This window comes from Mycobacterium sp. URHB0021 (assembly GCF_054057895.1).
The window spans coordinates 2,731,104-2,743,917 of record NZ_JBSRZT010000002.1 but is presented as its reverse complement, the minus strand read 5'-3'; the positions used below and the strand labels follow the sequence as shown (position 1 = coordinate 2,743,917).

General features: G+C 67.9%; 9 protein-coding genes and 1 pseudogene. 4 read left to right on the top strand and 6 right to left on the bottom strand.

Annotated features, from left to right (window positions below; all coding sequences use genetic code 11):
* Nucleotides 1–3 precede the first annotated feature (3 nt).
* From ACVWWN_RS15735 to clpS, 3 genes are read right to left on the bottom strand one after another with little or no spacing between them, the layout of a single operon-like run.
* Nucleotides 4–1,023 carry a P1 family peptidase gene (locus ACVWWN_RS15735; RefSeq protein WP_457144727.1) on the bottom strand — a complete coding sequence of 340 codons (1,020 nt, stop codon included), beginning with the start codon at nucleotides 1,021–1,023 and terminating at the stop codon, nucleotides 4–6.
* Nucleotides 1,024–1,608 (bottom strand): oxidative stress transcriptional regulator AosR, encoded by a 585-nt coding sequence (gene aosR, locus ACVWWN_RS15730; RefSeq protein ID WP_457144726.1) that lies wholly within the window; start codon nucleotides 1,606–1,608, stop codon nucleotides 1,024–1,026.
* A gap of 6 nt (nucleotides 1,609–1,614) precedes the next feature.
* Nucleotides 1,615–1,917 carry an ATP-dependent Clp protease adapter ClpS gene (gene clpS / locus ACVWWN_RS15725; protein ID WP_457144725.1) on the bottom strand — a complete coding sequence of 101 codons (303 nt, stop codon included), beginning with the start codon at nucleotides 1,915–1,917 and terminating at the stop codon, nucleotides 1,615–1,617.
* Nucleotides 1,918–1,971: 54 nt separating this feature from the next.
* Between clpS and ACVWWN_RS15720 the strand changes: the two genes are divergently transcribed.
* The 4 genes and pseudogenes from ACVWWN_RS15720 to ACVWWN_RS15705 all read left to right on the top strand — a co-directional run bounded on the left by ACVWWN_RS15720 (nucleotide 1,972) and on the right by ACVWWN_RS15705 (nucleotide 8,279).
* Nucleotides 1,972–3,288 (top strand): nicotinate phosphoribosyltransferase, encoded by a 1,317-nt coding sequence (locus ACVWWN_RS15720; RefSeq protein WP_457144724.1) that lies wholly within the window; start codon nucleotides 1,972–1,974, stop codon nucleotides 3,286–3,288.
* Between the two features lie 17 nt (nucleotides 3,289–3,305).
* On the top strand, nucleotides 3,306–5,291 hold the full coding sequence (locus ACVWWN_RS15715) for an ATP-dependent DNA helicase (protein WP_457149149.1): 1,986 nt from the start codon (nucleotides 3,306–3,308) through the stop codon (nucleotides 5,289–5,291).
* A 113-nt stretch (nucleotides 5,292–5,404) separates the two neighbouring features.
* Nucleotides 5,405–6,850 (top strand): neutral zinc metallopeptidase, encoded by a 1,446-nt coding sequence (locus ACVWWN_RS15710; RefSeq protein WP_457144723.1) that lies wholly within the window; start codon nucleotides 5,405–5,407, stop codon nucleotides 6,848–6,850.
* A gap of 156 nt (nucleotides 6,851–7,006) precedes the next feature.
* Nucleotides 7,007–8,279: pseudogene (locus ACVWWN_RS15705) on the top strand (DUF222 domain-containing protein).
* A gap of 151 nt (nucleotides 8,280–8,430) precedes the next feature.
* On the opposite strand, the gene ACVWWN_RS15700 reads toward ACVWWN_RS15705, so the two are convergent.
* The 3 genes from ACVWWN_RS15700 to ACVWWN_RS15690 form a co-directional block, all read right to left on the bottom strand.
* Nucleotides 8,431–9,159, bottom strand: coding sequence for an MspA family porin (locus ACVWWN_RS15700; protein WP_457144722.1), 729 nt, complete (start codon nucleotides 9,157–9,159; stop codon nucleotides 8,431–8,433).
* Nucleotides 9,160–9,293: 134 nt separating this feature from the next.
* A complete protein-coding gene (locus ACVWWN_RS15695; protein ID WP_457144721.1) occupies nucleotides 9,294–10,145 on the bottom strand; it encodes a Vgb family protein in 852 nt (283 codons plus the stop codon).
* The gene (locus ACVWWN_RS15690; protein WP_457144720.1) at nucleotides 10,142–12,754 is read right to left on the bottom strand and encodes a glycosyltransferase family 1 protein; all 2,613 of its coding nucleotides are present in this window, start codon (nucleotides 12,752–12,754) and stop codon (nucleotides 10,142–10,144) included. The genes ACVWWN_RS15695 and ACVWWN_RS15690 overlap by 4 nt, the downstream gene beginning before the upstream one ends.
* Nucleotides 12,755–12,814: the final 60 nt, after the last annotated feature.

Here is a 12,814-nt window from a genome sequence, read left to right as displayed (position 1 = left end):
CTGTCATTCGAACGCTCCGGGCAACAGACTGCGGTAGGTCGGTATTCCGGCGACCGGTTCCGCCGCCAGCACGCCGACCAGCACCGCACGGGCCAGACAGTCCGCCGCCGCGGCCCCGACCTCGGTGATCAGGGGCACGTCCGGTGACATCGACGCCGGCGTGGTGGGGTCCGGCGGTACCTCGACGGCACCGGTGGCCAGTGCAAACACGGTATCGCCGTCGAGCGGGGTGTGACTCGGCCGGATGGTGCGGGCCAGACCGTCGTGCGCGGCGACAGCGATCCGGCGGCACGCGGCCGGGCCGAGTGCGGCGTCGGTGGCCACCACGGCGATCGTCGTGTTGAGGGGACTGAACTCGGTGTGCCGGTCGGCGTAGGCGGCGATCTCGTCGGCCGGCGGCGCGAGCAGGCCGAACTCCTCGATCTGATACGCCAGCCAGGGCAGTCCGGTGGCCGGGTCGACGGCGTTTCCCGCCGCGTTGACCACCACCAGGGCGCCGACAGTGACCCCAGAGTCGAGCATCATCGATGCGGTCCCGATCCCGCCTTTAAGCACGCCCACGCGGGCACCGGTACCCGCGCCGACGGTGCCGATCGCCACGTCCAGACCTGCGCTCTCGGCCGCGGCATAGCCGAACTCCGCGGTCGGCCTGCACTGCCAGCCACCGACCGGCAGGTCATAGATCACCGCGGCGGGCACGATCGGCACCACACCGCCCGCCATCGCCACCCCCCGGTCACGAGCCTCGAGCCACGTCATCACACCGTCGGCGGCCGCCAGTCCGTAGGCACTGCCGCCGCTGATCACCACGGCGTCCACGTGGCGCACCGAGTTGATGGGGTCCAGCAGATCGGTCTCGCGGGTGCCCGGCGCACCGCCCCGGCCGTCGACGGCGCCGACGGTGCCGGGCGGGGTGAGGACAACGGTGGTTCCGCTGGCCCAGCCCGAGCCGAGCTCGACACCGGGATCGATTCGCTGGTGATGGCCGACCCGGATTCCGCCGACGTCGGTTATCGTGCCCATCTACCGCGCCTTCCCCATCAGCCCCAGCACGAGGTATTCCTGCAGCACGGTCAGCCATTGATACACATCGAGATGCCCGGCCATCGGGTGGTCAGCGGGCAGCTGGTCGGGACCGTTGGGGCCCACCTCGAGCATGGTGCCCAGCGCCAGCCGGACATCGTTGACCGCGGCCGCCCAAGCGTGCGCGTCATCCTCGGTCAGCTCGAACTTTCCGCCCGCCGCTGGGACGGTGTCCAGCAGGCGTTGCGCCGCATGGCGTTTGGCGTCGATGATCTCGGGCTCGTGCAGACTGCGCAGCGCGCTGTTGAGGCTCTCCGCGGCGGCCGAACCCGCCGGGTGATCGTTGTGGGTTCGGAAGAAATCGGGCAGCAGGCGCCTCATCGTGTCGTCTTCCGGCGGCCGTGAATTGCCGGTACGCATGCCGGTGATTTCTTCGAGTTCATCTGCCGGCGAAGCGGATTCGCGTTCCTCGAGCATTCCGAGCATCGACGTCACGAGGCTCGACAGCAACGCCGCCTCGTGAGAAGCCAGGGATGACCGGAACCGCGGGCCGTTAGCGGTGTCGACTCGTTTCCACTTACGCACTCTGTGTCAGCGGTCCTGCTGCATCGTCGCCCACAGGCCTGCGGCGTGGAGTTTGGACACGTCGACCTCCATGGTCTCCCTGCTGCCCGCCGACACCACGGCCTTGCCCTCGTTGTGCACCTGAAGCATGAGCTTGGTCGCGTGCGGCTCGCTATAGCCGAACAACTTCTGCAGCACGTACGTCACGTAGGTCATCAGATTCACTGGATCGTCCCAGACGAGGGTTATCCACGGGGTGTCGGTGGCATCGGCGGTTGCGGCGCCCCGCTCCTCGCTTGTTCCCGGTCGAGCCTTCGCCGGCGTAACCATGTGCCCCAGAATAGCCCGGGCATACCGAGCCGTCCGAGCGGCTACGGTTGCGGTGTGACTCTGGCCTCCCCGGCCCTGCTGACCGACAAATACGAGCTGACCATGCTCGCCGCCGCGCTGCACGGCGGCAGCGCGCATCGCCGCACGAGCTTCGAGGTGTTCGCCCGCCGCCTGCCCGAAGGGCGGCGGTACGGCGTGGTCGCGGGCACCGCACGCTTCGTGGAAGCCTTGGGCCAGTTCAGGTTCGACGAGGCGGCTCTTGCGTCACTGTCGGATTTTCTGGATCGCGAGACGCTCGCGTACCTCGCCGACTACGAGTTCACCGGCGACGTCGACGGATATCCGGAGGGTGAGCTGTACTTCCCCGGCTCCCCGGTGCTGTCGGTGCACGGCACCTTCGGCGAATGCGTTGTGCTGGAGACCCTGGCGCTGTCGATGGTCAATCACGACACGGCGATCGCCTCGGCGGCCGCGCGGATGGTCAGCGCCGCGCAGGATCGCCCGCTGATCGAGATGGGTTCGAGGCGCACTCACGAGCAAGCCGCCGTCGCCGCGGCGCGCGCGGCCTACATCGCCGGCTTCGGCGGGTCGTCGAACCTCGAGGCTCAGCGCAGATACGGGGTGCCCGCCCTGGGCACCAGCGCGCACGCATTCACGCTGTTGCACACCTCAGCTGCAGGTCCGGACGAGAAGGCGGCGTTCCGGGCACAGATCGACGCGCTGGGAGTCGGCACGACCCTGCTCGTCGACACCTACGACATCACCGCCGGGGTGGCCAACGCCGTCGAGGCGGCGGGTGCCGGACTCGGCGCGGTCCGCATCGACTCCGGCGATCTCGGGGAGTTGGCCCGACAGGTCCGCGAACAACTCGATGGGCTGGGCGCGACCAAGACCCGCATCGTGGTGTCCGGCGATCTCGACGAGTTCGCGATAGCGGCGCTGCGTGCCGAGCCTGCCGACATCTACGGCGTCGGTACGTCTGTCGTCACCGGTTCGGGCGCCCCGACCGCCAGCATGGTGTACAAACTGGTCGAGGTGGACGGCATCCCGGTGGAGAAACGCAGCAGCCACAAGGGGTCCCACGGCGGCCGCAAACAAGCGCTGCGGCTGGCCAAGCAGTCGGGCACGATCGTGGAGGAGGTCGTCCATCCCCACGGTCACCCGCCGGTCGATCACGGCTTGGTCGAACGGTGCCTTACGGTGCCATTCGTGCAGGCGGGCAGACCGGTCATCGACGACAGCCTCGAGGCCGCCCGGGAACGGGTGCGGGCGGGGCTGCTGAGCCTGCCGTGGGACGGACTGAAGCTCTCAAAGGGTGAACCTGCCGTCCCGACCCGCATGATCGCCCCCGAGCCGGGCAGAGGCGCATAGGAGTACCCACGGACGAGATAGCGGGCGTCAACGAGCTGCTGGCCACGGCGGTCACCGCGCTGGGCGGTGCGGAGCGGAGCGGCCAGATCGAGATGGCCGAGGCGGTGGCCCATGCCTTCGACACCGGTGAACACCTGGCGGTGCAGGCCGGCACCGGCACCGGCAAGTCGCTGGCCTATCTGGTGCCCGCGATCGCGCGGGCGGTCGCCGCCGAGGAGCCGGTCGTCGTGTCGACGGCGACCATCGCGCTGCAACGCCAGCTCGTCGATCGCGATCTGCCCCGGCTGGCCGATTCGCTCGCCGACGCACTCCCGCGTCGGCCGGAGTTCGCGCTATTGAAGGGTCGCGGAAACTATCTGTGCCTGAACAAGATTCACAATGGCATTCAGAATGGCACGGCAACAGAACCGGACGGGCCACAAGAGGAATTGTTCAACCCCATGGCGGCCAGCGCTCTCGGCCGGGACGTGCAGCGGCTCATCGCATGGTCGTCGGATACCGATACCGGAGACCGCGACGACCTGACGCCCGGGGTTCCGGACCGTTCGTGGTCTCAGGTTTCGGTGTCGGCGCGCGAATGCATCGGCGTGGCCCGCTGCCCGTTCGGGACCGACTGCTTCGCCGAGAAGGCACGGGACAAAGCAGGCCATGCCGACGTCGTCGTGACCAACCACGCGCTGCTGGCCATCGACGCCATGACGGATGCGGCGGTGCTGCCCGCACACGAACTGCTCGTCGTCGACGAGGCGCACGAACTGGTCGACCGGGTGACGGGCGTGGCCACCGGCGAGCTGTCGGCGACGTCGATGGGCGTGGCACACCGCCGCGCCGCGCGCCTGATCGACCCCGAACTCGCGCAGCGCCTCGAGGCCACGACCGCGACGCTGTCGTCGGCGCTCCACGACGCCGCACCGGGGCGCATCGACGTGCTCGACGAGGAGATGGCGACGTATGTGACCGCGTTGCGAGACGCCGCCAGCAAGGCTCGCTCGGCGATCGACACCGCGCCCAGCGACCCGAAAGCGGCGGCGGCACGGTCCGAGGCGGCGACGGCGCTGTCCGAGATCAGTGACACCGCCACACGAATCCTGACGTCGTTCGTGCCCGCGATCGCCGACCGCACAGATGTCGTATGGCTGGACCATGAAGACAACCGCGGAAGCGTCCGCGCGGTTCTGCGCGTAGCGCCGTTGTCGGTGGCAGGGTTGTTGCGCGGCAGGCTGTTTGAGCACTCCACGGCGGTCCTCACCTCGGCGACGCTGACGATCGGCGGGACGTTCGACGCAATGGCATCAGCGTGGGGATTGGCCGGCGCGGACGGCAAAGCAGTGAAATGGCGCGGCATCGACGTCGGTTCACCGTTCGAGCACGCCAAGTCGGGCATTCTCTACGTCGCGGCGCACCTGCCTCCGCCAGGGCGGGACGGCACCGGTTCAGCCGAGCAGCTCGACGAGATCGAGGCACTGATCACCGCCGCAGGCGGACGCACCCTAGGGTTGTTCTCGTCGATGCGCGCCGCCAAGGCCACCGCCGAGATCATGCGAGAGCGCCTCGACACCCCGGTGTTGTGTCAGGGCGAGGACACCACGTCGGCCCTGGTGCAGCGGTTCTCCGAGGACCCGGAGACGTCGCTGTTCGGCACGCTGTCGCTATGGCAGGGAGTGGATGTGCCCGGGCCGTCCCTGTCGCTCGTGCTGATCGACCGCATTCCGTTCCCGCGCCCGGACGACCCACTGTTGACCGCGCGGCAGCGTGCGGTGGCCGCCCGCGGCGGCAACGGGTTCATGGCCGTCGCCGCGAGCCACGCGGCGCTGCTGCTGGCGCAGGGTGCCGGCCGATTGCTGCGGCGCGTCGACGACCGTGGCGTCGTCACGGTGCTCGACTCCAGGATGGCCACCGCCCGTTACGGGGGCTTCCTCCGTGCGTCTTTGCCGCCGTTCTGGGCGACCACCGACCCGCAGCAGGTGCGCAAGGCGCTCGAACGCCTTCGCGCGCAGGCCTGATCGCCACTGGTTGTCGGTGTATTGACGCGCTTGCGTGCGCCTTTTCACTATCCTGTCAGCAATCTTCCAGTGCGCGCCGCCCCGGCCGCTAGACCACTCGAAAGGCGGCGTCCATGAGCCGACCACACCTGGTGGGCGTCATTGTCGCCGCGTGCTCGGCATTGCTCGTCACGTCGTGCAGCACGACGCTGCAGGGCAAGGCCGTCTCGGTGTTCGACGATCCCTTCCACGTGGCCGGCATGCCGGCGACGGACGGCCCGACCGGGCTACGCCCCGACGCGCACGAACCGGCGCGGGATGTTCAGGGCACCGATGACGGTGAGGTCGACGAACTGGCCCGCAACGCCGTCAGTGACATCGAGGAGTTCTGGGACGGCACCTACAGCGACACTTTCGACGGCTCGTTCAGCCCCGTCGAGGCATTGATCTCCTGGGACGCCAACGGTTTTGACGGCACCTTCTGTGGCGAGGATACCTACGGCCTGGTCAACGCCGCGTTCTGTCACGACGACAACACCATCGGCTGGGACCGCGGCGAACTGCTTCCGTCACTGCAACGCACCTATGGTGACATGGGCGTGACGATGGTGCTCGCCCATGAATACGGCCACTCCGTGGAGCGTCAGTCCGGGCTCACCAAGAAGGGCACCCCGACCCTGGTCTCCGAACAGCAGGCCGACTGTTTCGCGGGGTCGTACATGCGTTGGGTCGCCGAGGACAAGTCACCCCGGTTTTCGCTGTCGACCGGCGAGGGACTCAACAACGTGCTGGCGGCCGTGATCGCATTCCGGGACCCGCTGCTCGCCGAGGGTGATCCGGAGGCGGGTATCGACGAACACGGCTCGGCGTTCGACCGGCTCTCGGCCTTCCAGTTCGGTTTCAGCGAAGGCCCCTCGGCCTGCAAGTCCATCGACCTGAGGGAGATCGGCCAGCGGCGCGGCGATCTGCCAAAGCTGTTGCCGGAGGACCAGACTGGCGAGCTTTCGGTCACCGAGGATTCGGTGCGATCGATCGTCGACGCGATGGGGATTCTGTTCACACCGGCCGAACCTCCGCAGCTGACGTTCGACACGTCGCAGGCGTCGAAATGCCCCGACGGCCGGCCGAGTGGACCCGCCTCGTACTGTCCGGCCACCAACACCATCGCAGTGGACTTGGACAAACTCGCGAAAATGGGCACGCAGAACGACAACGAGGACAGCGGCGGGCTCGCCTCGGGTGACAACACCGCGTATTCGGTGCTGGTATCCCGATACATGCTGGCCATCCAGCAGGAGCGCGGTGGGCTGAAGCTCGACAATGCCGAGGCCGCGCTGCGCACCGCCTGTCTCACCGGCGTCGCGACGGCGAAGATGTCGAAGGATGTCACCACCCCCGACGGCAACACCGTCGCGCTGACCGCGGGTGACGTCGACGAGGCGCTGTCCGGAATCCTGACCAATGGCCTGGTCGCCAGCGACATCAACGGCGAGTCGGTGCCGTCGGGTTTCTCCCGCATCGACGCATTCCGCGTCGGGGTACTCGGCGACGAGGACCGCTGTTTCAAGCGCTTCCCCTGAGTCAGACCTGCTGGTGTGTCGCGCCTGAAATTCTCCAGCACACCGGGCATCGCGAAGCCGGCTGATGGCGTCCGATCGGGTTGGGCCTGTTGGCATCTGATCCCGGCCGGGTTCGGGTGGCCCGAATTTGTCGGACCTGGCTGTGATGATGGGGTTATGTCTTCGACCGCGTCGCTTGAGGTGCCGGTGGTGCGGGCTGGCGAGCGTGTTGAGGTGTTGTTCGGGGAGTTGTCGGAGTTGGCGGGGCAGCGCAATGCCATTGATGGGCGCATTGTGGCGATCGTCGCGGAGTTGGACCACGACGGGTTGTGCGGGTCGACCGGGGCGCGCTCGATCGCGGCGTTGTTGGCCTGGAAGCTGGGCGCCTCGTCGGGCAACGCCGCCACGATCGCCACCATCGCGCACCGGTTGCCGGTGTTCCGCGCTGCGCGCAGGGGATGCGGGAGGGTCGGCTGTCGCTGGATCAGGTCGGGGTGATCGCCGGCGGCGCCGCCGATGGCTCCGATGAGCATTACGCGGAGTTCGCCCGCGTCGCCTCGGTGTCGCAGTTGCGCACCGCGGTCAAGCTCGAACCCCCACCCGACCCCGACGCCCAGCCCCAGCCGCAGCCCGAGCCCGAGCCGGAGTCGCAGGTTTCGATCAGCTCCACCTCCGATGAGACGTGCACCCAGTATCGGATCACGTTGCCGCATCTGGAGGCGGCGAAGTTCGACGCGGCCCTGCGGTCTCATCGTGAGGCGCTGGTCGCCGAGGGCAAACGCGATCACGCCGCCGGCGGTGACGCGTCCGGGCGGCGGCCGCCGCTCCCGTCCACCGGCGCGGCGTTTCTGCGGTGGTGGATGCCGGCTGGGACGCCGAGGCGGCGGCCCGCCCGCACGGGCAGCACACCACCGTGGTGGTCCACGTCGATGTGCAAGACCAGGTCGCTCAGTTGCATCTGGGTCCGCTGCTGTCGGCTGCCGATCGGCGCTACCTGAGCTGTGATGCCACCTGCGAGGTGTGGTTCCAACGCGCCGGTCAGCCGATCGGGGCGGGGCGGGCGACCCGGGTGATCAGCCGCCGGCTGCGCCGCGCCCTGGAGCACCGCGACCGCAGCTGCGCGGTGCCCGGGTGTGCGGCCACCCGGGGTTTGCATGCGCATCACCTGTGGCATTGGGAAGACGGCGGACCCACCGAGCTGGACAACCTGGTGCTGCTGTGCCCCTACCATCACCGGCTGCACCACCGCGGCGGCATCACCATCACCGGACCCCCAGCCCAGTTGTGCGTCACCGACAGCGCCGGGCGCACCCTGACCCCGGGATCGCTGGCCCGCCCCCCAACCCAACCCCCATCGGCGGTCCCACCGTATCCGGGACCCACCGGCGAACGCGCCCACTGCTGGTGGTATCAACCCTTCCAACCCCAACCACCACCCACACTGAATTAGGTTCAATCACCGCAGCCGGTCAACACCGGCCCTGGGGCCATCCGCGTCCAGACATGGGGTCATGAGTTGTCGTCGCAGATGTCGATCCAGGCTCAGACATCGGCGTTGAATTGCTGGCACCGCCAACCACCGCACTGAAAATGACACAGGACTAGACCTTCTTGGTCACGCCGTACCAGGCCCGAACCGCGTCCGACATGGGGGTGGACCTGGTCAGAAACGCATACGAGCGAATGAACGACTCGCCGACGCACCCGTCGATCTTGATGCGAAACCCGTCGACCATGATCCACGGATCGGCACCGTGGAACGCCTTCTTCGACACCGGAACGATGTTGATGAGCCCGGGCTTGAGACCGACGGTCACGCCGCCGCCGATGTTGGTGCCGACGCCCGGAATGACGCCCTCGGGGATTGGCGAAACCAGGTCGGTGCCGAGCACGCCGATTGACGGGCTGAGTCCCATCGTGCCGGTCAGCGAGACACCGTTGGACGTGCTCATATCGATGCCGCAGCCGATCTGGTAGCCCACTTCGAGCGTGCCCTCCGGCGGATCCGCTGACTCCGGGCCCGTCAGGGAGCCGCTGAAGATGCCACCCACCTCGTATTCACGCGACGATATGGCTGTGGTCAGCGGTGCGGTCGTACGTTGTGTCTCGTCCCTGGCCGACAGCGTGAGAGTCCACCCGTCCGGAGTCGTGGTCGTCGCCGGTGGCGACGATTCCACCCGGCCGTCATCGGGTGGTGGCGGCGGAGCGGCCTGCGGCGCGGGGACCTCCGCAACGACGGGCGCGGTGTCGGGCTCCGCGGATGCGATCGGAGTGGCTGGCGCACACGCGACAAAGCAGGCGGCAAACACGACCAACGGACGAACCACCACAACGCAGCCCTCCTCGGCCGGAACACGGTCCGCCAAAGATCATTACCCGGCAGATGCGCTTCGAGCCGCGAGGCGACGCATATGTCGACGCGTCTTTATGCGAGTGTGACCAGGTCAGTTCGATTCGGGCGCTCTCAGGTGGGCAGTCGAAGTACGAACCCCGACTCCAACGCGACCCATGGCGCGCCATCGCACCCAATCGCCAATCCATGGGGCTCGCTGCCCGGCGGGAGGTCGATCGTGACCACTTCTGAGCCGTCACCGGAGACGCGCGCGATCTGACTCGCTCCCCAGAGGCTCACCCATACGCCGTCGTCAGGATCGGCAACCACGGCGTGTGGTTTACCCGGCAGGTCCATCTCCTGGATCGCCTCGTCCATCGGAATGCGGCCGAGCTTGTCGGCAACAATCTCCGTGAACCACACCGCGTCGTCGTGGGTCGCGGCGATGCCCACCGGCCCCGCTGCCGCGGTGGGCAATTCGCGTACTGTGACCCCATCTGCGGACGCCAACCGGCCGATCGCATTGCCTTGATTGAGGGTGAACCACAACGCGTTGTCAGGGCCGCTGACGATCATCGACGGCGCAGCACCGACCGACGGCCAGCTGGACAATTCGCCGTCTACCGAGATCCGGCCGATACCACCCGATTTCATCGCGGTGAACCACAGCGCACCATCCGGGCCCGCCGTGATGCCGAACGGACCGCTGTCCTCCTGCAATTCGAATGCGGTCAACTCGCCTGCCATGGTGATCCGGCCGATGCGGTCGTCGCCGGTGCGGGTGAACCACATCGCGCCGTCGGGTCCGGCTGCGATGATCGAGGGCCGCGATTGCGGACCGACCGGATACATCGTGACGTCGCCGTCGTCTGTGACCCGCGCTATCGCGCCGCTCTCGACCAGCGTCACCCACATCGCCCCGTCCGGAGCTGCGGCCAGCGCGTATGGCCCGCCGCCAACCGATACTTTGAGAGCAGCGCTCACGCAAGCGTGACCAGGCCGAGTTCATTGTCGCCGGCCAGCAACTCGTGGTGGGGCAGCACGCGCACCGTGTAGCCGACCGGACCGGCGACCGGCAACGGCGCGGTCGTCGAGAAGATCTCGTTGCCGCTGTCGGCGGTGCCCGTGTGTTGCATCGGCACGGTCATCGGATTCACGAGGGCGTCGCCGGCATCGACCCGGCCCAGCACCGCCTGCACCGCGACCTCGTCGGGCCGCAACCCGGCCAGGTCGACCGTCGCGGTCAGCGTGAGTTCCGAGCCGAGCAGGGGCGTATCCGGAAGCCCGTAGCTGTCCACATCGGTGATCTGGATCTTCGGCCATGCTTCATGTGCACGCGTCCGATAGGCGGCCAGGTCACGCGCGGCGCCGAACGGCTGACCGTCCCCGTCGGGTTCGACGGTCCGGCGTAGCGAGCGCGCGGCCGGGGCATAGTACTTCTCGGTGTAGTCGCGCACCATCCGCGACGCCAGCACCTTGGGCCCCAGCTCCATCAGGGTGTGACGGACCATCTCGACCCACCGCGTCGGAACTCCGCTCTCGTCGCGGTCGTAGAACCTCGGCGCGACCGACTTCTCGACCAGGCTATACAGGGCGGCCGCTTCCAGGTCGTCGCGCCGGCTTTCGTCCAGCAGACCGTCGGCGGTCGGGATTTCCCAGCCGTTCTCCCCGTCGTACCACTCGTCCCACCAGCCGTCGCGAATCGACAGGTTCAGTCCGCCGTTGAGTGCGCTCTTCATCCCCGACGTCCCGCACGCCTCCAGCGGCCGCAGCGGGTTGTTGAGCCAGACGTCGCAGCCGTAGTAGAGATGGCGTGCCATCGACATGTCGTAGTCGGGGAGGAAGGCGATGCGATGCCGCACCTCCGGCCGATCGGCGAACTTGACCACCTGCTGGATGAGCGCCTTTCCGCCGTCGTCGGCGGGGTGCGACTTGCCCGCCACGATCAGCTGGACCGGCCGCTTCTCGTCGAGCAGCAGCCGCTCGAGCCGCTCCGGGTCGCGCAGCATCAGCGTCAACCGCTTGTACGTCGGGACCCGCCGGGCGAACCCGATGGTCAGCGCGTCCGGATCGAATGCTGTTGCGATCCAGCCCAATTCCGCATCGGAAGCGCCTCGTTCCACCCATGATCTGCGTAGCCGGGCCCGGACGTCCTCGATCAACGCCTGGCGCAGCTGCGACCGGATCCACCACATGTGCCCGGGATCGACCTGGTGCAGCCGCTGCCACGTGTCGGGCTCGGTCAGCGAGCCGAGGTCTTCGCTGCCGACCAGCTCACGCCCCAGCTCCAACCACTGCGGGGCGGCCCAGGTCGGCCCGTGTACCCCGTTGGTGATCGAGCCGATCGGCACCTCGTTGGTGTCGAAGCCCGGCCAGAGCTCGTTGAACATGGTCCGGCTGACGCGGCCGTGCAGCAGCGACACCCCGTTGGCGCGCTGCGCCAGCCGCAAGCCCATGTGCGCCATGTTGAACTTCGACGGGTCGTCCTCCGCGCCGAACGCGATGATCCGGTCCAGTGACACACCGGGCAACAGCAGCGAATCCGCACCGGACGGGTCTCCGGGGGCGCTGCCGAAATAGCGCTTCACCATCTCCACCGGGAACCGGTCGATGCCGGCGGGCACCGGGGTGTGGGTGGTGAAAACCGTCGACGAGCGCACCACCGCCAACGCGGTGTCGAAGTCCAGGCCGGCGTCGATGAGCTCCCGGATCCGTTCGGCGCCGAGGAACCCGGCGTGGCCCTCGTTCATGTGGAAGACCTCCGGCGAGGGCAGCCCCTCGATCTCGGTGAACGCCCGGATCGCGCGCACCCCGCCGATGCCGGCCAGGATTTCCTGCTTGATCCGGTGCTCCTGGTCACCGCCGTACAGCCGGTCGGTGACGCCACGCAACTCGTGCTCGTTTTCCGGAATGTCTGAATCCAGAAGCAACAAGGGGATCCGGCCGACCTGCGCGATCCACACGCGGGCCCGCAACTGGGCGGAGTCGGGCATCTTCAGCTCCACCAGAACCGGATTGTCATCGTGGTCGGCGAGCAACCGAAGGGGCAGCCCCTGTGGATCCAGCGAGGGGTAGCTCTCGTGTTGCCAACCGTCCGCCGTCAGCGACTGGCGGAAATACCCCGAGCGGTACAGCAATCCGACAGCGATCAGCGGCAGGCCCAGGTCGGAGGCGGACTTCAGGTGGTCTCCCGCGAGGATGCCCAACCCGCCGGAGTAGTTGGGCAGCACCTCGGCCACGCCGAACTCCATGGAGAAGTAGGCAATGCCGTTGGGCAGCTCGGCGCCACCCGCGTTCTGCTCCTGATACCAGAGTGGCCGGGTCAGATAGTTATCGAGATCGCCCGCGAGTCCGTCGAGACGACGCACGAACGATTCGTCCTCGGCGAGCTCGTCCAGCCGCTTGGGGCTGACTTGCCCAAGCAGCGCAACCGGGTCGCACCCGACCTGCGCCCACAGCACCGGATCGATGGCCGCGAACAGGTCCTGGGTGGGTTTATCCCACGACCAACGCAGGTTGATCGAAAGCCGTTCGAGCGCGACGAGGCGATCAGGGAGGTGGGCACGGACCGTGAACCGGCGAAGGGCTTTCACGCGAGACCACCTTACTGACAATTCGCATGCCTGCAGCCCTGGTGGACCGATCGCTTCACC

Bases quoted from the DNA above. Each gene is read 5' to 3' on its own strand.
- ACVWWN_RS15735 (WP_457144727.1), bottom strand. From the start codon at position 1,023: ATGGGCACGATAACCGACGTCGGCGGAATCCGGGTCGGCCATCACCAG.
- clpS (WP_457144725.1), bottom strand. From the start codon at position 1,917: ATGGTTACGCCGGCGAAGGCTCGACCGGGAACAAGCGAGGAGCGGGGC.
- ACVWWN_RS15710 (WP_457144723.1), top strand. From the start codon at position 5,405: ATGAGCCGACCACACCTGGTGGGCGTCATTGTCGCCGCGTGCTCGGCA.